Annotated in this window: 20 protein-coding genes; 16 read left to right on the top strand and 4 right to left on the bottom strand. The window is 67.1% G+C overall.

The annotated features are described in order from the left end of the window. Positions 1–101 precede the first annotated feature (101 nt). The 8 genes from ACHL_RS00330 (at position 102) to ACHL_RS00295 (ending at position 9,202) form a co-directional block, all read left to right on the top strand. Positions 102–338, top strand: a complete 237-nt coding sequence (locus ACHL_RS00330; RefSeq protein WP_012630803.1) for a zinc-ribbon domain-containing protein — start codon at positions 102–104, stop codon at positions 336–338. Positions 339–462: 124 nt separating this feature from the next. Then, a complete protein-coding gene (locus ACHL_RS00325) occupies positions 463–1,821 on the top strand; it encodes a hemolysin family protein (protein WP_012630802.1) in 1,359 nt (452 codons plus the stop codon). Next, complete coding sequence (locus tag ACHL_RS00320) at positions 1,814–2,854, top strand: hemolysin family protein (RefSeq protein WP_012630801.1); 1,041 nt, start codon at positions 1,814–1,816, stop codon at positions 2,852–2,854. Before ACHL_RS00325 ends, ACHL_RS00320 begins: the two co-directional genes overlap by 8 nt. A 284-nt stretch (positions 2,855–3,138) precedes the next feature. Next, the gene (gene rsgA, locus ACHL_RS00315) at positions 3,139–4,299 is read left to right on the top strand and encodes a ribosome small subunit-dependent GTPase A (protein ID WP_012630800.1); all 1,161 of its coding nucleotides are present in this window, start codon (positions 3,139–3,141) and stop codon (positions 4,297–4,299) included. Between the two features lie 172 nt (positions 4,300–4,471). Next, positions 4,472–5,179, top strand: a complete 708-nt coding sequence (locus ACHL_RS00310) for an alpha/beta fold hydrolase (RefSeq protein WP_012630799.1) — start codon at positions 4,472–4,474, stop codon at positions 5,177–5,179. 112 nt (positions 5,180–5,291) lie between these two features. Further along, positions 5,292–6,419 (top strand): agmatine deiminase family protein, encoded by a 1,128-nt coding sequence (locus tag ACHL_RS00305; protein ID WP_012630798.1) that lies wholly within the window; start codon positions 5,292–5,294, stop codon positions 6,417–6,419. After that, positions 6,416–8,146: an amidase gene (locus tag ACHL_RS00300; protein ID WP_012630797.1), complete on the top strand. Its 1,731-nt coding sequence runs from the start codon at positions 6,416–6,418 to the stop codon at positions 8,144–8,146. Before ACHL_RS00305 ends, ACHL_RS00300 begins: the two co-directional genes overlap by 4 nt. A gap of 204 nt (positions 8,147–8,350) precedes the next feature. Then, positions 8,351–9,202, top strand: coding sequence for a pentapeptide repeat-containing protein (locus ACHL_RS00295; RefSeq protein WP_012630796.1), 852 nt, complete (start codon positions 8,351–8,353; stop codon positions 9,200–9,202). A 34-nt stretch (positions 9,203–9,236) separates the two neighbouring features. Here the strand turns inward: ACHL_RS00295 and ACHL_RS00290 are convergent, their stop codons facing one another. Beyond that, positions 9,237–10,520: a glycoside hydrolase family 27 protein gene (locus ACHL_RS00290; protein ID WP_012630795.1), complete on the bottom strand. Its 1,284-nt coding sequence runs from the start codon at positions 10,518–10,520 to the stop codon at positions 9,237–9,239. A 116-nt stretch (positions 10,521–10,636) separates the two neighbouring features. Here ACHL_RS00290 and ACHL_RS00285 point away from each other — a divergent pair, with 116 nt between their 5' ends. Both ACHL_RS00285 and ACHL_RS00280 read left to right on the top strand, forming a co-directional pair. Further along, a complete protein-coding gene (locus tag ACHL_RS00285) occupies positions 10,637–11,893 on the top strand; it encodes a D-arabinono-1,4-lactone oxidase (RefSeq protein ID WP_012630794.1) in 1,257 nt (418 codons plus the stop codon). 50 nt (positions 11,894–11,943) lie between these two features. Next, on the top strand, positions 11,944–12,279 hold the full coding sequence (locus ACHL_RS00280; protein WP_012630793.1) for a hypothetical protein: 336 nt from the start codon (positions 11,944–11,946) through the stop codon (positions 12,277–12,279). A gap of 42 nt (positions 12,280–12,321) precedes the next feature. On the opposite strand, the gene ACHL_RS00275 is transcribed toward ACHL_RS00280, so the two are convergent. Then, a complete protein-coding gene (locus ACHL_RS00275; protein WP_012630792.1) occupies positions 12,322–12,918 on the bottom strand; it encodes a MarR family winged helix-turn-helix transcriptional regulator in 597 nt (198 codons plus the stop codon). A 291-nt stretch (positions 12,919–13,209) separates the two neighbouring features. On the opposite strand from ACHL_RS00275, the gene ACHL_RS00270 reads away from it, so the two are divergent. The 3 genes from ACHL_RS00270 to ACHL_RS00260 are packed head-to-tail and all read left to right on the top strand — an operon-like array spanning position 13,210 to position 15,178. Further along, positions 13,210–14,079: a hypothetical protein gene (locus tag ACHL_RS00270; RefSeq protein WP_012630791.1), complete on the top strand. Its 870-nt coding sequence runs from the start codon at positions 13,210–13,212 to the stop codon at positions 14,077–14,079. Beyond that, positions 14,079–14,507, top strand: coding sequence for a phage holin family protein (locus ACHL_RS00265; RefSeq protein ID WP_012630790.1), 429 nt, complete (start codon positions 14,079–14,081; stop codon positions 14,505–14,507). Before ACHL_RS00270 ends, ACHL_RS00265 begins: the two co-directional genes overlap by 1 nt. After that, entirely contained in the window at positions 14,504–15,178 is a 675-nt protein-coding gene (locus tag ACHL_RS00260) for a DUF3618 domain-containing protein (RefSeq protein ID WP_012630789.1), read from the top strand. The genes ACHL_RS00265 and ACHL_RS00260 overlap by 4 nt, the downstream gene beginning before the upstream one ends. Positions 15,179–15,404: 226 nt before the next feature. Here ACHL_RS00260 and ACHL_RS00255 read toward each other — a convergent pair whose 3' ends face one another. Then, on the bottom strand, positions 15,405–16,199 hold the full coding sequence (locus tag ACHL_RS00255; protein WP_081434780.1) for a LysR family transcriptional regulator substrate-binding protein: 795 nt from the start codon (positions 16,197–16,199) through the stop codon (positions 15,405–15,407). Here ACHL_RS00255 and ACHL_RS00250 point away from each other — a divergent pair. Next, the gene (locus ACHL_RS00250) at positions 16,198–16,596 is read left to right on the top strand and encodes a DUF5997 family protein (protein ID WP_043793645.1); all 399 of its coding nucleotides are present in this window, start codon (positions 16,198–16,200) and stop codon (positions 16,594–16,596) included. The two genes, ACHL_RS00255 and ACHL_RS00250, sit on opposite strands and share 2 nt — an antisense overlap. Before the next feature lie 107 nt (positions 16,597–16,703). Here ACHL_RS00250 and ACHL_RS00245 read toward each other — a convergent pair whose 3' ends face one another. Then, complete coding sequence (locus tag ACHL_RS00245) at positions 16,704–17,084, bottom strand: VOC family protein (RefSeq protein WP_012630785.1); 381 nt, start codon at positions 17,082–17,084, stop codon at positions 16,704–16,706. Between the two features lie 241 nt (positions 17,085–17,325). Here ACHL_RS00245 and ACHL_RS00240 point away from each other — a divergent pair, with 241 nt between their 5' ends. Both ACHL_RS00240 and ACHL_RS00235 read left to right on the top strand, forming a co-directional pair. Beyond that, complete coding sequence (locus ACHL_RS00240) at positions 17,326–17,964, top strand: hypothetical protein (RefSeq protein WP_244266492.1); 639 nt, start codon at positions 17,326–17,328, stop codon at positions 17,962–17,964. A 54-nt stretch (positions 17,965–18,018) separates the two neighbouring features. Beyond that, on the top strand, positions 18,019–18,621 hold the full coding sequence (locus ACHL_RS00235) for a DUF6919 domain-containing protein (RefSeq protein WP_012630783.1): 603 nt from the start codon (positions 18,019–18,021) through the stop codon (positions 18,619–18,621). The last annotated feature ends 82 nt before the right edge of the window (positions 18,622–18,703 follow it).

Genomic DNA, 18,703 nt, shown 5'->3' with positions numbered 1-18,703 from the left:
GACCCCCCGCACCCTTCCGCACGCCATGACGGACGTGTTCGGACCGCCTAGTGTGGAAGGCAGCCCCGGATCACCGGCACACGCCACCAGAAAGGCCCGCCATGCTCCTTCTCTTTGGCTTCAAGACGGTCAACAATGCCCTGCCCGGCAGGAGCGCAACGTGCCAGCACTGCCGCGCCCACGCACACCACACGCTGGTTGAGCGGGCCACCAAGTTCACGCTGTTCTTCATTCCGGTGCTCACCACGTCCCGGAAATTCCATATCACCTGCACCAACTGCGGTTACGTCTCATCCATCTCGGGCCGCCAGAAACGGGCGCTGGAGATGCGCGGCTGACGCTGCGGGAACTTCCGACCGTCCCGTACAGTTAAAGCCACTATGGACGACCCTCCTTCACATATGCCCTGGCCCCTCTGCCATCTGACCGGATCACCGGCCACTACAGGAGAGGGGCGCCCCAATGTATGAATGGATCATGCTGGGCATCGGCCTGGTCCTGACCGTCGGCACCGGCTTCTTCGTCGCCTCCGAGTTCGCCCTGGTGAACCTGGACCGGCATGACCTCGAAGCCCGCCAGGCCCGCGGCGAGAAACGCCTCGGCCCCACCATCAAAGCCCTCAAGATCACGTCCACCCACCTTTCGGGTGCACAGCTGGGCATCACCCTCACCACGCTCCTCACCGGTTATACGTTCGAGCCCGCCATCAGCCGGATGCTGAACGGCCCGCTGACCTCGGCGGGACTGCCGGAAGCCGTGGTTCCCGCGGTCGGCTCAGTGGCCGGCATCTTCCTGGCCACCATCTTCTCCATGGTGATCGGCGAACTGGTCCCGAAGAACTTTGCCCTGGCCCTCCCGCTGGCCACCGCCAAGGTGGTGGTGCCGTTCCAGGCGCTCTTCACCACGGTGTTCAAGCCCGTGATCCTGCTGTTCAACAACACCGCCAACAAGATCATCCGCGGCTTCGGCATCGAACCCAAGGAAGAGCTGTCCGGCGCACGGAGCGCGGAGGAGCTGAGCTCCCTGGTGCGCCGCTCCGCCGTCGAAGGCGTGCTTGACCTGGACCATGCCACCCTGCTGCACCGGACCCTCCGCTTTACCGAGCACAGCGCGGTGGACGTCATGACGCCGCGGGTGCGGATGACGGCTGTGGGTACCGCTGACACTGCCGAGGAGATCGTCGGCCTGGCGAAGTCCACCGGCTACTCCCGCTTCCCGGTCATCGGCAGGGACCGGGACGATGTGGTGGGGGTGCTGCACGTGAAGCAGGCCTTCGCCGTGGCTCTCTCCGATCGCGCGCGCATCACCGCCGAAGAGCTGATGATCGAACCGCTTCGCGTACCCGAATCGATGGGCGTTGACACCCTCCTGAACCTGCTCCGCAAGCAGGGGTTGCAGGTGGCCATCGTCTCCGACGAGCACGGCGGCACCGCCGGGATCGTCACGCTGGAGGACCTGGTGGAAGAGATTGTGGGTGAACTGGAGGACGAGCACGACCGTGCCCGCGTGGGCGTGGTCCGCACCGGCCGCTCCATCACCTTCGACGCCGCGCTGCGCCCGGACGAGCTCCTTGACCGCACCGGCATCCGCGTGCCGGACGGTGAGTACGACACCGTCGCAGGTTTCGTGACGGACCAGCTGGACCGGCTGCCCGAGCTTGGAGACGAGGTGGAGGTCGACGGCGGCACGCTCCGTGTGGAGCGCGCGATGGAGACCCGCGTGGAGCGGCTCCGCTTCACGCCTGCCGAATCCGGCGATGCACCGCAAAGCCCGCACGACAGGATCGTGGACAACATCACCCGGGAGCTGACCCATGAGTGAATATCTTCCCGGCATCATCTGGCTGGCCGTGCTGCTGGTGGTCAACGGCTTCTTCGTGGGCGCCGAGTTCGCCGTGATCTCGGCCCGCCGGTCGCAGATCGAACCCAAGGCGGAAGCAGGCAGCAAGGCCGCCAAAACCACGCTGTGGGCCATGGAGCACGCAACGCTCATGCTGGCCACCAGCCAGCTGGGCATCACCGTCTGCTCGCTGATCATCCTGAACGTTTCCGAGCCGGCCATCCACCACCTCCTGGAAATCCCGTTGGGCCTCACATCCCTGTCCTACGAGGCCATCAGCATCATCGCCTTCATCGTGGCGCTGCTGCTGGTGACATTCCTGCACGTGGTGCTGGGCGAAATGGTGCCCAAGAACATTTCGTTCTCGGTCCCCACGCGCGCTGCGCTGATCCTGGCCCCGCCGCTGGTAATTGTGGCGCGCATCTTCAAGCCCGTGATCTGGACCCTGAACGGCATCGCCAACGGCATCCTGCGCCTGTTCAAGGTGGAGCCCAAGGATGAGGCCACCAGCGCCTACACCCTGGACGAGGTGGCCAACATCGTGGAGCAGTCCACCCGCGACGGCATGCTGAAGGACACCACCGGCGCCCTGACCAATGCGTTCGAGTTCACCGCCAAGACGGTGGCCGATGTCCAGGTTCCGCTGGCGGACATCGTGCTGCTCCCGGAGACAGCCACCCCGGCCGACATCCAGCAGGCCGTGGCCCGGCACGGGTACTCGCGCTACATCCTCACGGACAGCAACGGCGAACCTGCGGGCTACCTCCACCTCAAGGACGTCATGGACCTGACCTCGCCGGAGAAGTTCGCCCGGCCGGTGCCGGCCAAGCGGATCCGGCGGTTGGCCTCGGCCTTCGCGGGCTCCGAGCTTGAGGACGCCCTCGCGGCCATGCGCCGCACCGGCGCCCACGTGGCCCGGGTCTTCGACGCCCAAGGTGCCACCACCGGGATGCTGTTCCTCGAGGACATCATCGAAGAGCTGGTGGGCGAGGTGCAGGACGCCACCAGCGCCTGACCGGCATTCCAACAGACGGGTGCGGCCTCCTTCGGGGGGCCGCACCCTTTTTGTGCCGTGCCCTAGCCCCCGACGGCGGACGCCGCTAGAGTAGGTCCCGGTTCCGCCCTGCCGTTCCCGGCAGGAAGGCGGGAACCTTCGAGGGAATGGAGGTGGTTTTGATGACTGCACTTGCCGCGCGCCTTGGGCGCCCCGCATCCATCAACCCAGCCCCTTCCCCCGCCTGCACCGCCACCGCCTGACGCGGGCCGGTGCACCGGGGACTTTCTCCCGAGGAAACCATCTTGAACACATCTTCAGGCAACGCCCTGGACAGCACCATCACCCAGCAACCAACCGCTGACGGTCCATTCGGGTTCGGCTACACCGCCGCCGTCGCCCAATACTTTAAGGACCATCCCTGCCCTGGCGCCACCGGAGCCGGGCGGGTGGTCCGCGTGGACCGCAACCTGCTGCTGGTGGCGGTGGCCGACGGGCTCCTCCACCTCCCCTATCCACTCACCGGCGAACCGGCCGTCACCGGCGACTGGGTGTGGATCGGGCCAAACCGGGCCGGTGACCGGCAGATCCTGGCCGTCCTTCCGCGCCGGTCCGAGTTGAGCCGCAAGCGCGCCTTCGAGGACTCGTCCGCCGAGCAGGTCCTGGCGGCGAACATGGACACGGTGGGGGTGGTGGTCCCTGTGGACCGGCCCCTCACCCACAACCGGCTCGAGCGGACACTCGTGGCGGCGTGGGACTCCGGTGCCACTCCCCTGGTGATCATCACCAAAGCCGACCTGGCGCAGGTGGCGGACGACGTCGTCGGGAAGGTCATCCTGCAGGCCGCGGGCGTGGAGGTGGTCACCACCTCGGCCGAACACGGAGACGGGATCGACGAACTGCTGGTGCACATCCCGGCAGGCGGCACCATCGTGCTGCTGGGGCCATCCGGCGCCGGCAAATCCACGCTCATCAACTCCCTGGTGGGCCGGGAAGTGCAGCATACCGGCGAGGTCCGGTCCGGGGACTTCAAGGGCAAGCACACCACCACGTCACGGGAACTGGTGCCGCTGGCCAACGGCACTGTGCTCATGGACACCCCGGGGGTGCGCGGGTTCGGCCTGTTCGACGCCGAGGACGGCATGGACGAGATGTTCGGCGACGTGGAGGAACTGGCCGCACGGTGCAGGTTCGCGGACTGCGGGCACGGGAACGAACCGGGCTGCGCAGTGCGGGAGGCCATCGATGTGGGATCACTGCCGGAGCGTCGCTGGCAGTCCTACCTGAAGATGCAACGCGAGATTGCAGCACTGGCCCGGCGCTCGGATGTTGCAGCCCAGAGGGCTTACTACCGCGAATGGCACCAGAAAGTGGTATCCGTGGGCAAGTCGCAGCGCTGGGCGGAGCGGGAGGTCGCCGAAAAGCGGGATCAGGCCGGGGGCAAACGGCGCAAGCGGACCCGGTAGCCCATTGCGTGTGCTCCTGCCCGGTTGCTCCCCTCGGGTAACAGCCGGGGAACCTGTCCCGCCCTGCAACACCTGGCAAGGCCGCCGCTGCTTCGACGAGGGCCCGCCGGCAACTGGGCTGGAGCGCACTGGACCCTGCCGCAGTGTCAGTCCGCCGCGGTAGGGTGCCGGCATGGACATCATCCTCGTTCCCGGATTCTGGCTGGACGCTTCCTCCTGGGCCGGGGTGGTCCCGGCGATTGAAGCTGCCGGGCACCGCTCCGTTCCCCTCACCCTGCCCGGGCTGGAGTCGAAAGACGCCAACCGGGCAGGGATCGGCCTGCGTGACCACATCGATGCCGTGGTGGCTGCAGTGGACGGCCTCGACGGAAAAGTAGTACTGGTGGGCCACTCCGGCGGTGGCGCCATCATCCACGGAGTCATCGACGCCCGGCCGGATCGCGTGGCCCGGGCCATCTACGTGGACAGCGGCCCCCTCGGCGAGGGCGGGGTAGTCAATGACGAACTGGAGGCCGACGGCGACGACATTCCGCTGCCTCCCTGGGAGGGCTTTGAAGATGCCGACCTGGTGGACCTCGACGATGCATTGCGGGAACAGTTCCGTGCCCGGGCCATCCCCCAGCCCAAGGGTGTGGCCTTTGACCAGCAGCACCTCCACGACGAGCGCCGCTACGACGTGCCGGCAACCGTGATTGCCTGCGAGTTTCCTTCAGCAATGCTGCACGAATGGATCGCGGGAGGGCACCCCTTCGTCGCTGAACTGGGCCGGATGACGGACGTGGAGTACGTGGACCTGCCCACCGGCCACTGGCCGCAGTTCACGAAGCCGGACGAACTGGGTAGTGTCATCGTGGCGGCCGTGGACCGTACGGGAACCTGAGCTGCTGGAGTCCACCGGCACCGGCGCTGCCTCCATACCCGCAGGCAGTGCCTCAGAGTCATGTGGGCCCGACCCCTTGCGCGGGCAGTACAGCACTCCGCATACTAAATGAATGACATTCATTTACGCTTCCCTTGACGGGGCCGGCGCCGCCCCCGCTCAAGCAACCGTTGACCAGGCGGCCCCTGCCTCCGCAAACGCTTCCGGCGTCATGCCCGCCGAATGGAGCCCCCACCAGCAGACCTGGATGGCTTTCCCGCCGCCCAACGACACCTTCGGAGCAGCGGGAAGCGCCACACTGGACCGCGCACGTGCGGCCTGGACCAGCGTGGCCCGGACCATTGCCCGGTACGAACCCGTCACCGTGGTGGCCGATCCCCGGGATGCCACGGCAGCCCGCGAGTGGCTCGGCAGCGGCATTGCCGTGGTGGAGATTCCGCTGGATGACGCCTGGATCCGGGACAGCGGCCCCAGCTTCGTGCACCAGCCGGACGGTTCGCTGACTGCCGTGGACTGGGTGTTCAACGGTTGGGGTGCACAGGAATGGGCTGCCTGGGGCAAGGACCGGAAGGTCGCCTCAGCCGTGGCAGCACAATCCGACGTCCCCGTCCGCTCCAGTTCGCTGGTCAACGAGGGCGGCGGGTTCCACGTGGACGGCGAAGGGACGGTACTGCTCACCGAAACAGTCCAGCTGGACCCCGGACGCAACCCCGGCGCCACCAAGGAATCCGTAGAGGTCGAAATCCACGCCGCCCTGGGCACCACCAAGGCCATCTGGCTTCCGCGCGGACTCACCCGCGACTACGACGAATTCGGAACCCGCGGCCACGTGGACATCGTGGCCGCCTTCGCCGGGCCCGGCACCATCCTGCTGCACCGGCAGGACAATCCGGACCACCCGGACCATGCCGTCTATCTTCAGCTGAAAGCCGTCCTCCAGGGCCAGCTGGACGCCCAGGGCCGGCCCCTGCGCATCATCGACGTTCCGGCGCCCACCGTCCTCTCGGATGACGAGGGGTACGTGGACTGGTCCTACATCAACCACTACGTCGCCAACAATGCGGTGGTGCTGTGCGCCTTCGGCGATCCCAACGATGCCATCGCCCAGGGCATCCTCGAACGCGCCTACCCGGGACGTACGGTGGAACTGGTGGACGCCCGTGACATTTTCGCCTTCGGCGGCGGCATCCACTGCATCACCCAGCAGCAGCCGGAACCCCGGGAAAGCGCCTCATCATGAGCCCGATCAATGTAGTAGAAGCCAGCATCGGCACGCTCCGCTCAGCCCTGGAGACGGGCGAGACCACCAGTGAGGAACTGGTCCGCACATACCTGGCACGGATCGAGAAGTATGACTCAAACGGCATATGCCTGAATGCCATGGTGGTGATGAATCCGGACGCGCTGGAAGAGGCCCGGGAGTCGGACCGGCGGCGGGCTGAGGGTACCCTGCTCGGGCCGCTGGACGGCATTCCCTACACCGCCAAGGACAGCTACCAGGCCCGCGGCCTGACGGTGGCCGCCGGCTCACCCGCGTTTAAGGAACTCGTGGCGCAGCGGGACGCGTTCACCATCGAGCGGCTCCGCGCCGGCGGTGCCGTGCTGATCGGCCTGACCAACATGCCGCCCATGGCCAACGGAGGTATGCAGCGCGGCGTATACGGGCGCGCCGAGAGCCCCTACAACGCTGACTACCTCACCGCAGCCTTCGCATCCGGATCCTCCAACGGTTCGGGCACGGCCACGGCTGCGAGCTTCGCGGCGTTCGGGCTGGCGGAAGAGACCTGGTCTTCAGGCCGCGCCCCGGCGTCCAACAATGCACTCTGCGCCTACACGCCCTCCCGCGGCGTGATCTCCGTGCGGGGCAACTGGCCCCTGGTGCCCACTATGGACGTGGTGGTTCCCCACGCCCGCACCATGGCGGACCTCCTGGAGGTCCTGGACGTGGTGGTGGCCGACGACCCCGAAACCCGGGGCGACTTCTGGCGCGTCCAGCCGTGGATCCAGGTGCCCAGGGCATCCGCTATCCGGCCGCCGTCGTACGTAGACCTGGCCGTACCCGGCGCCAGCGCCGCAGCAGGGGTGCTCGCCGGCAAGCGGTTCGGGGTCCCCCGGATGTACATCAACGCCGACCCGGACGCCGGCACGGCACCGAACCCGGGAATCGGCGGTCCCACCGGCCGGCGCATCGACACCCGCGGCTCCATCATCGACCTGTGGAACGCTGCCCGGCGCGACCTGGAAGCGGCGGGAGCGGAGGTGGTGGAGGTGGACTTCCCCGTGGTTTCCAACTACGAGGGCGACCGCCCCGGCGCACCTACCCTTGCCACCCGCGGCCTGGTGTCCGCCGACTACCTGCGCCGCGAAATCGTGGACCTCTCAGCCTGGGCCTGGAACGACTTCCTCGATTCCAACGGCGATCCCCGGTTGAACCGGCTGGCCGACGTCAAAGGCGCGGACATCTTTCCGGCGCCGGACGGTTCCCTGCCCGACCGGTACGACGGCTTCGATGATGACATCAGCGACTACCCGGCATGGATCGGGGAGCACGGCGTACCGGAACTGGCCGGGATTCCACACCTTCGGGCAGGGCTGGAAGGCCTGGAAGAGACCCGACGCAAGGACCTGGAGCAGTGGATGGACCGCCTGGGCCTGGATGCCGTGGTGTTCCCCGCCGCGGCGGACGTTGGCCCCGCCGACGCGGACAGGAACAGGGATTCCGCAGATCTTGCCTGGCGCAACGGCGCCTGGGTATCGAACGGAAACCTGGTCCCGCGCCATCTGGGCATCCCCACGGTCACGGTTCCCATGGGGCTGGCTGCGGACATCGGCATGCCGGTGGGGCTGACCATCGCCGGCCGGGCCTACAGCGACACGGAACTGCTGCGCCTGGCGGCCGCCTTCGAGGCCACGGGAAGCCGGCGTGTACCCCCGCCGCGCACCACGTCCACCGAAGATGTCGGATAGCCCTGCCGGCACCTGGGTGCTGCGGCTATTCTGGACGCAGTGATTTTCCTTTCTTGCCTGTGATCCACAGCTTCCGCAGTCTCCACCCGTCGCTCCAGCCCCCGGCTACAAACGGAGCGGTGATTCCGCGTGCCATGGAGGGGAACCCCGTATTGGGTTCCCCTCCACCCGGCACCCTTATCGGAAACATTTTCGGGAGACCCCATGAACATCCAGCCAAACGGCGCACCCCTCCTCACGCAGGACACCCTCCGGCCTGACTGCTCCAACTGCTTTGCCCTCTGCTGCACGGCCTTCGGCTTTACCCGCTCGGCAGACTTTGCCATCGACAAGCCACCTGCCACCGAGTGCCCCAACCTTGCCTACGACTTCTCCTGCACCATTCACAGCCGGCTCAGGGCCCGCGGCTTCCGTGGCTGCACGGTCTTTGACTGCTTTGGTGCCGGCCAGTCGGTCAGCCAGATCCTTTTCGGCGGCATCAGCTGGCGGGAAGATCCCGAGTCGCAGCCGGCCATGTTTGGCGCTTTCCGGGTAGTCAAGCAGCTCCATGAGATGCTCTGGCACCTGGCCGAGGCGCACCGGCGGACCTACAGCCCGGACACCGCCGCCGACGTACAGCACCTTCGGGTGACGCTTGAGGAGGCAGCGGCAAGCGGCTCGCAGGCAGTCCTGGAACTCGACGTGGAAGCTCTGCACCACAGCACGGCGCAGCTTCTGGGCGCGGTGAGCGAGGAGGTCAGGGCCGGCTATTTCACGGACGACGGCGGCCCGGTCACCGGCCTGCGCCCCGGTGCGGATCTTGCCGGTGCCGGGCTGCGCGGCGAACGGCTGTGCGGGGCGGACCTTCGCAACGCAGTACTGATTGGCGCCGACTTCCGCGGCACGGACCTCACGGCCGTGGACCTGCTCGGTGCCGACCTGCGCGATGCGAGGCTCGACGACGCCGACCTGGCCGGCGCCCTCTTCCTCACCCAGGCGCAGGCCGCCTCAGCCCGGGGAAACGGGGGCACGCGGCTTCCCTCGGTGCTGGCGCGTCCCGGGCACTGGACGGACTGAGGCGCACGCGGCGGGCGTTCTTCCGGGCCGTCCGTCAGGCCCGGAAGAACGTGTGGAAGCGCACCCCGTGCGCGGGAAGGTCTACGTCCAGTGCCGGCACGCGGTCAACAGCCGTGATTCCGGCACCCGAACCGCTCCAGGCCTCCCGCACCTGCCAGCCGTGGGGCTGCGGAAGGCCCAGGTCCGCGAGCGGCAGGGAACGGGCCAGGCCGGCCGTCCCGGTGTTGAAGCAGGCCACGTACCTGTCCTCCGACGTCGTGCTCTCCGCTGCCCAGACCACCAAGTCCCCGTCGCGGAGCAGCTCACGGCTGTTCGCACCGGCCCGGTGGGCTGCCAGCAGGTCTGGGTTGGTCAGCAGGTCCAGGGTCTCCGGGGGCGAGGCCGGAAGGTCGCAGCCGAGCATGAGTGGGGACCGGGCGATGCACCAGAGCGAGAGCATGGTGCGCTGCTCGTCGGCGGTCAGGCGGCTGAGCCGTTCCCCGCCGCGTTCGGCGCGCTGCGCCAGCCGGCCCACCGGAAGCATGTCTGCATCCGCCCAACTTCCCGGCCGCTGGTGGGGTGCCCAGCGTGCCAGGCGGGCGAACTGCGCTTCGACGTCTTCCCACACGTCCCAGAGGTCGTCGGAAACCCGCCACATTGCGGCGTTGGCCCGCAGGTGTTCCAGCCGCGAAAGCGATAGCGCCCTGCCCGGCGAGAGGCTCAGGACCATGTCCCGGCCGCAGCGGTCCATGGCACTCCGGTACGCGGCGATTTCCGCGTCGAAGTAGGGGCCCAGCATGTCATCGGCCTTGACGAAGTCCACTCCCCAGGAGGCAAAAAGCCGCAACTGGGAGTCGTAGTAGGCCTGGGCACCGGGCTGGCTGTGGTCAAGACCGTAGTTATCCGCGTTCCAGTTGCAGACGGAGGCAGTGTCCGCTATCAGGTCTGCCGTGACGGACGTTCCTTCCACCGGCAGCCGCTCGAGGACTGCCTGGCGGGGAATGCCTCGCATGATGTGCAGGCCGAACTTCAGCCCCAGGGCATGGATCCGGTCGGCCAGCGGCTTGAACCCCAGCCCGCCGGCCGCCGAGGGAAACCTGTTGACGGCCGGAAGCTGCCGCCCGTACGGGTCCAGTTCCAGCCGGGCACCGTGGTTGTACCCGCCGGCCCGCGCAGCCGGTTCGTACCATTGGATGTCCACCACCACGGTGTCCCAGCCGTGCGGCAGGAGGTGCTGGGCCATGAATGCGGCGTTGGCCAGCACTTCAGCCTCGGTGACGGACGTGCCATAGCAGTCCCAGCTGTTCCAGCCCATGGGTGGCGTGGCGGCAAGGGTCATTCAGCCAAACTACAACGTTGGAAATTGAAGTGCTACCCCGTGGAAGCGCCTTGACACTCAGCGTTGTTAGCGCTGACAGTTGATGGAGCCACGACCCCGACCGGAGAGCCACCCCAATGAAGAACTGGGCAGGAAACCTCGAATACGCATCGTCCGCCGTGCACCGGCCAGGGTCGGTGGACGAGTTGGCGGCCCTGGTTGCGGCAGCCCCCCGGGTCAAGGCGCTGGGCTCCCGGCACTCATTCAACCGGGTGGGTGACACAGAGGGCCTGCATATCCTGCTGGACGGACTGCCGCACAGCATCGAGCCGGATAGCGAACGGCAGACCGTCAAGGTCAGTGGAGGCGTCAGTTACGGCGAACTGTGCCGCGCGCTTGAACAATCCGGCCTGGCCATCCACAACCTCGCGTCCCTCCCCCACATCTCGGTGGCTGGAGCCATCCAGACCGGGACGCACGGCTCAGGCGTCAACAACCAGTCCCTTGCGGGCAAAGTGCAGTCCATCGATCTCGTCAGGCCGTCCGGGGACGTCCTTACGCTTTCCCCCGCTGACGGGGATGACTTCCTGGCCAGCGTGGTGGGCCTTGGCGCCATGGGCGTGGTCACCGCCGTCGAACTTTCCACCCGGCCCAGCTTCCGGATGCGGCAGCGCGTCCTCGAAAACCTGCCGTGGGACGCAGCGCTGGCAAACTTTGACGCCCTTGCGTCCGCCGCCTACAGCGTGAGCCTCTTCACCACTTACGCGGGTGATTCGGTCAGCCAGGTGTGGCTCAAGGCCCTCGACGCCGAACCTCCACTGGCAGAGCTTTTCGGGGCCACCGCCGCCACCCGTCCGCTGCATCCGTTGCCGGACATGTCCGCCGAGAACTGCACGCAGCAGCTGGACGAAGCCGGCCCCTGGCTGGACAGGCTGCCGCATTTCCGCCACGAGTTCACGCCCAGCAACGGTGAGGAGCTGCAGAGCGAGTACATCCTGCCGCTGGAACACGCACCCGCCGCCATCGAGGCCGTGCGCACCTTGGCGGACCGGCTGGCCCCGCTGCTGTTCATCTCGGAAATCCGGACCGGGGCGGCTGATGAGTTCTGGCTCAGCCCGTTCTACCGGCAGCAAAGCGTGGCCCTGCACTTCACGTGGAAGCCGCTGCAGGCGGACGTCGAAGCGCTCCTCCCGGAACTCGAGGACCTCCTGCGTCCCTTCGGCGCCAGGCCGCACTGGGGCAAACTCTTCACGCCCTCGCGGTTCGACTGGGAGCAGCTCTACCCGCGCTTCGCCGGCTTCCGGTCGCTCGCCTCGGCCCATGATCCTGAGGGGAAGTTCCGGAATGCCCTGCTCGACAGTATCCTCGGCGTTCCTGCTGCCAGCGGACGCTGAAGCCCCGGAACGCACCGCGCCCTGACGGCTGCGCCGGGTAGGCTGGAGGTATGAAACGCCGCTTCGCAGCCCTGTCCGCCGCACCGCTCCTGCTCTTGCTTTCCGGTTGCGGCGCCGTGGAGGACGCCGCCACGGATGCAGCCAACGATGCAGCATCCAAGGTGGCCACAGCGGCGGCGGACGAGGTCAACAAACAGATCTGCGCCGTGGTCCAGGACGGCCTGGTGAGCGTGCAGGATAAGCAGGTGTTGGCCGGGCTGGTTTCTGCTGCACGCACGGCGGGAGTTCCCACGGACATCACGACGCCGTTGGGCGAGATAGCGGAGGCCGGAGACCAGGTGCCGGCCGAGTCGGTCCAGGCTCTGCAGGACGCCTGCGCAGCCTAGCGGCACCATCCTGCCGCGAGCCGGCGGACCTGTTACTGCTCCCTATTGCGATTGGTCGAGTCCGTGCAGCCCGCCCGCAGCGGGAGGCCCGTGGCCCTTCCGGTCGTGGACCGGCCGGTCCCGTGAGGACCGCTCAGAAGGCTGCGTCCCGTGCGGGGTCCGCTCGTGCCCGGCCCTGTGCTGGGGCGGGGCAAAAGGGACTACACCCGAGTTCCTGCTCGCCGGTGCCGCCCGGATGAACTTGGCCAGTTCGTCGCGCAGCACACTCCAGCCGATGTCGGGGTCGTCGGGGTAGGCGTCAACTTCCGCCTGCCGCGCCGCTTCGAGCGCCGCGAGTCCAACTTCGGTCAGTTCGACCTTCAACTGTCGGCGGTCCGAGGCCTGCCGCGTCCTGGTGATCTGCCCTGCGGCTTCCAGGCGGGTGAGGACCCTGCCCAGGGTCTGGCTCTGCACACGGATCGCGTCAGCGAGCCGTTCCTGGTTCAAGGGCCCGCCGGACAGTCCTTCCAGGGCGATGACGGCAGCCCGGGTCAGCCCCAGCGGGGCCAGTGCTTCATCCTGCCGCCGTTGGACCAGGCGCGCCGCCAGGGTGATCAGTCGATAGCTGTTCCGGGCATCCGGATCAAGATTACTGGTCATCGGGCCGTGGCCTTCCTGTAGGTGGCAAAGCGGGGATCGCCCTTCATCGCTACCTACCTACAATAAGCATGCTTAGCATCATTGCCGCAAGTAAAGCCGCTGCTCCTCCGCCCGAACGCCCGAAAGGGAGTCCAGAAGAGCGACTCCGCGGCCATTATTTGGAAAGTACGCGTCAACCCCCCTTGCAGAACAAAAGGAAAGTGTGCTTACTATCTAATTAGTAACCTTGCTTACTAAACAGCCAGCTTTGCTGGTTCTTAATCGCCAGCTGACTTGAGGAAAGAGAGCCCGATGACAGAGAACCAATGGCCCCAGACTCCCAACCCGGCCGTTACGGATCCCTACGGCGCCGCTACCGTCGAGGATGACTTCACAACCGCCTCCATGTCCGGCCCCGCCGGCGGATCGAAGACCGACGCCGCAAAGTCGGAGGCCTCGGATGTGGCAGGCCAGGCAACCTCCGCGGCCAAGGATGTGGCGCATACGGCGAAGGAAGAAGCCGCGAACGTCGCTGCGGAGGCAAAGACCAACGCCAAGGACCTGATGAACCAGGCAAAGACCGGCCTGACCAGCGAGGCAGGCGCCCAGCAGCAGAAGGCTGCTGAGGGCATCCGCAACATCTCCGGCCAGCTGCACAGCATGGCCAGCGCGCCCGAGCAGCAGGGTGTAGCAAGCGACCTGATCCGGCAGGCAGCCGAGCGCGGCGACTCGGTCGCTTCCTGGCTGGAGAACCGCGAGCCGGGAGACCTGCTCGGCGAAGTGCAGCGGTTCGCCCGCAACAAGCCTGGCACGTTCCTGCTGCTGGCCGCCGGCGCTGGCCTGCTGGCCGGCCGCCTCACCCGGAGCCTCACCGCAGGTGCTCCTGAACAGGCTCCCGGGACGGCGGGTGCCGGACAGGCACAGTCCCAGGCGTCCACGCAGCCGGCGGCCCATTCCGCACCGGTCCAGCCGCTTCACCAGGAGACCGTCTACGCAGCCGGGACCGACGACCTGTTCGCGGAACCCACGGTCTCCGGCGGCACACCGTCCTCCACCTCAACCCTGCCGGGCGGCACCGCCGAGGACACTCCGCTGCGGTACGAGGATGACCCGTTCCGCGACGAGGACGGCTCCTACCGGACCGCGGAGGGCGGATTCCGGTCAACGGAAGGACGCCCGTGATGAGCAGTCAGTTTCCTGAGTCGCCGAACGTGGCGCATCAGAAGGCGGACAACGCCTCCCTGGGGGATCTCCTTGGTGATGTCACCCGGGACCTGTCCACCCTGATGCGCCAGGAAGTCGAGCTCGCCAAAGCCGAACTCAAACAATCCGCCACCCGCGCCGGCAAAGGCGGCGGCATGCTCGCCGGCGCCGGCGTCGCAGGCCACTTCGTCCTGATCTTCCTGTCCCTGGCCCTGATGTTCGCCCTCGGCGCCCTCATGCCCCTGGGCTGGGCCGCCGTGATCGTCGCCGTCATCTGGGCCATCACCGCCGCCATCCTGGCCAGCATCGGCCGCAAGAACCTCAAAGAAATCAAGGGCCTGCCCCAAACCGGCGAAACCCTCGCCGAAATCCCCCCGACCCTCAAACCAGGTGAGGTAAACCGATGAGCGAGAACCCCGACGCAATCCGAGCAGACATCGAAGCCACCCGCGCACGCCTCGGCACCAACGTCGACGCCGTCGCCGACAAAGTCACCCCCTCGAACATCGTCCACCGCCAAACCGACAAGGTCAAAGACGCGGTATCAGGGGTAAAGGAGAAAATCATGGGAGCAGCAGACCACACCACCACCCGAGTGCAGGACACGTTGCACCACGGTGCACAAAGCAGTGCCGGACACACCACCAACGCCCTGCACAGCACCGGCGAAAGCCTCCACGACGCCAAAGACAACGTCGCCTCCACCCTCTCCGACGCCGGCCACACCGTCGCCGCCACACCGGACCGGGTCAAAGCCAAAACCCAGGGCAACCCCCTCGCCGCCGGCCTCATCGCCTTCGGCGCAGGCATGCTGATCTCCTCCCTGATCCCCGCCAGCGACAAAGAACGCCAAGCAGCAGACCAGCTCAAAACCGCCGCCGAACCCCTCACCACCGAACTCACCGACGCCGCCAAAGGCATGGTCCAAGACCTCAAAGAACCAGCCCAACACGCCATGGACAACGTCAAAACCACCGCCACCGACGGCATCGAACACGTCAAAACCGACAGCCAAGACGCCGCCACCGACGTCAAAGACCGCGCCACCACCGCCAAAGACACCATCCAAAACACCTAGCGCGCAAACCCACCAGCTGCAGGCCGAGGCCGTCCTTTCCCCTACGGAAGGACGGCTTTGGGCTCTGCAGCCGCCACAGCAAAGGAAATGCCATGAAGAAGCTGCTCTTCGCCTTTTTGCCCGCCATCATCGGCCGCATCCTGCGGGCCAGGAAGGCCCGGCAAACGGGCACCGGCCAGGTCCCGCCGAGGAACCGGTACTGAGCACGCCCTGGTGAAGGGTGCGCCTAGCGCTTGCCCTTCTTGCGGGAGCCTTTGCCCCTGCCCTTGTCCGGGTTGGGGGCATACCGCTGGGCCACCTTGGGCGCCGCCTTCTTGGCGCCGGAACCGCGGCGGTCCGGTTTGGGGGCCTTCTTTTCCTTGACCGGCTGCGCGGAGGGCTGGCGTGAACTTTGTGCCGTCCGGCCCCGGACGATCCCGATAAATTCTTCCAGGACCTCGTCGGTGCTTTCCGTGGCCCATACCAGGGCAATTTCGGTGACTGGTGCATCGGTGGCGCGGCGGGCCACGGTGTCCTTGACGTTGAAGTGGCGGGCCACGGACATGGGCAGGACCACCAGCCCGGCGCCGGACGCCACCACCTGCAGTGCCGGTTCAGGCCCGCCCAGGGCCGCGACATCCAGGAGGGATTCCTGGTCGAGGTCCGCGAGGGCCACCTCTTCGAACACGGAGATCTCGTGGCCCTTGGGAGCAACCACCACGGCCTGCTCCTCGTAAAGGGGAATCACGCTCAGGCCGTCGCGGACGATCGGGAGCCTGACGAAGGCCATGTCCGCCGAACCGCCACGGACCTCCTCAGCCGGTGTGACGCCGTCGTGCATCTGCGCGTGAAGGGGAATGTGCGGCATCCGCTCTTCCCAGCGGCGGATCCATTTGCCCGGCGTCACGCCCGGTACGTACGCGATGCGCAGCTCGCGCGGCGCTTCGGCGGGAATGTCGCCGGCGGAAACGGCGTCGTCTGGGGAGGAGGTTGTGGAGGGCACGTCTTCACAGTACCCGCCGCCCGGATACCCTTGAAGCATGACCTCTGCAAACTCCCAGTCCATGAAGCCGGCCACCGTTGCCAAGAAACTTGGCATCTACCTGCCCGCAACACCGCAGGAGTTCCAGGATTCGACCATCACCCGCGAGGAATTCGCCGAACTCCAGGCGAACCCGCCGGAGTGGCTCGCCGAGCTGCGCCGCAACGGTCCGCACCCCCGCCCCGTGGTGGCGCAGAAGCTCAACGTCTCCATCAGCGGCTTGGCCCGCGGCGGCGTGGAGGACGCGCTGACGACGGCGGAGATCACCGCGCTGCTGCAGGCTCCGCCGCAGTGGCTGGTCACCGAACGCTCTACCCACGCAGCAGTCCGCGCCGAGGCGCAGCGGGTAAAGGACGAGGCCGCAAAGAAGGAAGCCAAGCGGGCCCGCGCCAACTGACGCCGCCGCTCCGCAATTCAGAAGCTTGTCGGCAGATCCGAACCCTCAAGGCCCGGATCTGCGGACAGGCTTCTGCTGTTCCTGCGCGCTCCGTGTTCGGGGCGGGCTCAGTCCTGGTGCAGCTGGATGTAGTTCCCGCAGCCGTCGTCGAAAACGGCACTGATTCCGGACGGGTCCTCGGCCGGCGGGCTCTTGAAGCTGACGCCTGCGGCCACCAGGCGGTCGTACTCGGCCTGGACGTCCGGCACGCCGAACACGATGGCCGGCAGCCCTGCCTCATGGACGGCGTTCATGTAGTCCGCCCCGATGGGGTTGTCGCTGGGCTCGAGCAGGAGTCCCGCTGTGTTGTCCGGGGCGCCCGGGTCCTTGATGATGTACAGGTTGTACTCCGGCATGGCCATGAGGGTGTCGAAGCCCAGCGTCTTGGTGTAGAAGTCATGCGCGAGGGCCGGGTCTTTGACGTGGATGCTGCACATTTTGATTCGCATGGACCCCAACATACCCTCGCCGCGCGCTTAGCTGACAAGGATCTGGGTGGCGGATTCCCGGTTCCGCGACTGCGCCAATCCGATTCATCACTCCATCTCGCGTCCGAGATGGACTGGGCTCCATCCGTCCAGAGCCAAGCGAAACGCCGGCATTGACCAGGCTCCCGGAACAAGGTGCAATGGAAGGACCAGCCCGGGATTCCGCGGCCCGGGCGCACGCTGGAGGTGCCAGGTGGCAGCCGTGACGGAAGGACTTGTGCAGGGACTCGTTGAGGGGGCCTGGGCACTCGTGCTGTGCGGTCCGGTGCTGGTGGCCAGTGTTGCCGCCACGGTTTTCGTGGTCCGGCGCAGGACGCTTTTGGCGCCCGACGGCGGCGGGCAGCGTTCGGATCAGCTCTTCTGGGACCTTTTCCTTGGCTCCTGCGTGGCACTCCCCGCGCTGCTGATCCCCACACTGATCTCGCCCTGGACAGGCCTGTTCCTTGCCGGTGCCGCGGTGGCAGCGGGCATCGGAGCGTACCGCGGGACGCCGCGCTACCTGGCCAAGCGCTCCCGCCGTCGGGACGATCTTGCCCGGGAGTCCGCCCACCTTGCCGCCCGCGCACAACATGACGAGTTGATGGCCAAATGGAGCCGCTATGAACTGGATCCTGCCTGCAGCATCGAGTACCCGGCCCTGACCGATGTACGCCTTCCCGAAACGTCCGCACTCATCAAGGCGATGCGGGCAGCGGAACAGTTGCGGAACAACCCCGGCCATGGCAGCGCCTCCGGCACAGGTAACGAGTATCCCGACGCCGTCACCAGCCTTGCTGCCTCCCTCGCCAATGCCGAGAGGGCAGCGGGCATTCCCGCAGGCCAGGGGCCGGGGTCAAGTTAAGTGGTGTGTCGGGAACGGTGGAGCGCCCGCCGCCGGCGGGGATAGCATCCCAGAATGAAGCCAGAGGAAATACCAGCCCGTGACCAGTACGGCCGCCTGCTGGAGGACCGCGGGGTCTGGCGGCAGGCCACCACCCTTGAGGGTGCGGGCGAGCTGACCGCGCGCTGGCTGGAGGGCGGAAGTTCCTACCAGCCGGGCCATTTCGCACCGGGCTACGACGACGAAACCAATCCCATTGCCGCCACCCTGGCGGAACTGAACCGGAACGGACTGTTCACCAGGGAATCCCAGCCCGGCATCCTGGGCGGAGCCGGCGCGCAACGGCAGTACGTCACCGGGTTCTGCAGCGGTGCCGCGGCCGGCGAACTGCTGGCGCTGTCCACCCGAACGGAGCTGGTCACCATAGCCCACGCGCCGGGCGAGGCCAGCAGTGCGGCGATTCCCGTCACCCTGGACGGGACGGAAGTGGTGACGGTCCTGGGCTCCAGCGAAAACCCGGTGAACGAGGAGCAGATCAAGGCCTGGGCCGACGAAACCAATGATTCCCTGGCGCTGCTGCTGGCCGATTCCTGGTACGTGGAGATCCTGGACCCAGTGTGGGGCCGCAACGACGTGCTCCTGCCTGCGGTGCTGGGTGCGCTGACCGGGCAGGACTAGCAGCGCGCACGTCGGTTGACTGCGTCTGGTGGACGAGGCTGTAACTACTTTTCAAAAGGCGATAAAGGTCACCCGACGGTCG

The sequence above is a fragment of the Pseudarthrobacter chlorophenolicus A6 genome (genome assembly GCF_000022025.1).
Lineage (GTDB): Bacteria > Actinomycetota > Actinomycetes > Actinomycetales > Micrococcaceae > Arthrobacter > Arthrobacter chlorophenolicus.
Note: the sequence above shows the minus strand (reverse complement) of the source record. Positions and strands in the feature narration are given on the sequence as shown.